This window comes from Catellatospora coxensis (assembly GCF_016862635.1).
GTDB classification, from domain to species: domain Bacteria; phylum Actinomycetota; class Actinomycetes; order Mycobacteriales; family Micromonosporaceae; genus Catellatospora; species Catellatospora coxensis.
In genome coordinates, this window is the sequence record NZ_BONI01000183.1 from 1 (window position 1) to 1,937 (window position 1,937).

2 protein-coding genes are annotated in these 1,937 nt (G+C 66.9%); both read right to left on the reverse strand.

Going from position 1 to position 1,937, the window contains the following annotated elements; translation table 11 throughout:
- Nucleotides 1-1,305 (reverse strand): sulfate adenylyltransferase subunit CysN, encoded by a 1,305-nt coding sequence (cysN, locus tag Cco03nite_RS41880; RefSeq protein WP_203699614.1) that lies wholly within the window; start codon nt 1,303-1,305, stop codon nt 1-3.
- Nucleotides 1,305-1,937: sulfate adenylyltransferase subunit CysD (cysD, locus tag Cco03nite_RS41885; RefSeq protein ID WP_203699615.1), on the reverse strand; the 633-nt coding region annotated here is incomplete at its 5' end. The genes cysN and cysD, both read right to left, overlap by 1 nt.

The following is a 1,937-nucleotide window of genomic DNA, read 5'->3' on the forward strand; positions in this document are numbered from 1 at the left end:
TCAGGCGGCTTCGATGATCATGCCGGCGGCGACGGTGCGGTTGGTGGCCTCGTCGATGATGATGAACCCGCCGGTGGTGCGGTTGCGGCGGTATTCGTCGGCCATGAGCGGGACGGTGGTGCGCAGCCGGATCCGGCCGATGTCGTTGAGCCCGAGTTGGGTGGCGGTCTCGTCGCGGTGCAGGGTGTTGACGTCGAGGCGGTATTGGAGGCCTTTGACGATCGCCCGTGCGGTGCGGGTGGTGTGCTTGACCGTGTATTTCGCTCCGACGGACAGGGGCTTGTCGTCCATCCAGCAGACGAGGGCTTCGATGTCCTGGGCGGGGGTGGGGGCGTTGTTCGGGCGGCAGATCATGTCGCCACGGGAGATGTCGATCTCGTCGTCGAGCCGGACCGTGACGCTCATCGGCGGGAACGCTTCGGCGACGGGTCCGTCGGCGGTGTCGATCCCGGCGATCTTCGTGGTCAGGCCGGAGGGCAGGACCATGACCTCGTCGCCGGGCTTGAGGATCCCCGAGGCGACCTGCCCGGCATACCCGCGGTAGTCGGTCACGGTCGTGGACTGCGGCCGGATGACGTACTGGACCGGGAAGCGGACGTCGACGAGGTTGCGGTCGGAGGCGATGTGCACGTGCTCCAGGTGGTGCAGCAGGCTCGGGCCTTCGTACCAGGGCATGTTCGTCGAGCGGGTGGCGATGTTGTCGCCGTTCAATGCTGAGATGGGGATGATCGCGAGGTCGGTGATGTCGAGTTTCGCGGCGAAGCTGGTGAATTCGTCGACGATGCGGTCGTAGACGGCCTGGTCGAAGTCGACGAGGTCCATCTTGTTGACGCACAGGACCAGGTGCGGCACGCGCAGCAGGGAGCACAGGAACGCGTGCCGCCGCGATTGTTCGACGATGCCTTTGCGGGCGTCGACGAGCACGAGCGCGAGGTCGGCCGTCGATGCGCCGGTGACCATGTTGCGGGTGTACTGGATGTGCCCGGGGGTGTCGGCGATGATGAACTTGCGCCGCGGGGTGGCGAAGTAGCGGTAGGCGACGTCGATGGTGATGCCTTGTTCCCGCTCGGCCCGCAGGCCGTCGGTGAGCAGCGCGAGGTTGGTGTACTCGTCGCCACGGGCGGCGGACACGGCCTCGACGGCTTCGAGCTGGTCTTCGAACAGCGATTTCGTGTCGTAGAGCAGCCGCCCGATCAACGTCGACTTACCGTCGTCGACACTGCCTGCGGTGGCGAAGCGGAGCAGGTCCGCCCGGCCGTCGGGCCGGGCCTCGCTCACGGGGGCATCCTCAACAGCCGTGCTCATCAGAAGTAGCCTTCCCGCTTGCGGTCTTCCATTGCTGCTTCACTTACCTTGTCGTCCCCGCGAGTGGCGCCGCGCTCGGTCAACCGAGTCGCCGCGACTTCCGCGATGACCTTCTCCACCGTGTCGGCCTCCGACGCGACAGCAGCCGTCAGCGTCGCGTCGCCGACGGTCCGGTAACGCACCCGGGCCTTGAACACGTTCTCGCCCGGCTTGGCGGAGATGAACTCGTTGACCGCGAACAGCATCCCGTCGCGGGACACGACTTCACGCTCGTGCGCGTAGTAGATCGACGGCAGCGGGATCTCCTCCCGCGCGATGTAGTGCCAGATGTCCAGCTCGGTCCAGTTCGACAACGGGAACACCCGGATGCTCTCACCGGGGTGATGCCTGCCGTTGTACAGCGACCACAGCTCCGGCCGCTGGTTCTTCGGGTCCCACTGCCCGAACTCGTCCCGGAACGAGAACACCCGCTCCTTGGCCCGAGCCTTCTCCTCGTCCCGGCGAGCCCCACCGAACAGGGCGTCGAACCGGTACTTGTCCACCGCATCGAGGAGCACCGGCGTCTGGATCCGGTTCCGCGAACCGCCGGCAGGCTCCGTGACCAGGCCACGCGCGAGCGCCTCCGGCACCGA

What these genes read in the sequence shown, in the direction of transcription:
- cysN (WP_203699614.1), bottom strand. Translation starts at nt 1,305, where the DNA reads ATGAGCACGGCTGTTGAGGATGCCCCCGTGAGCGAGGCCCGGCCCGAC.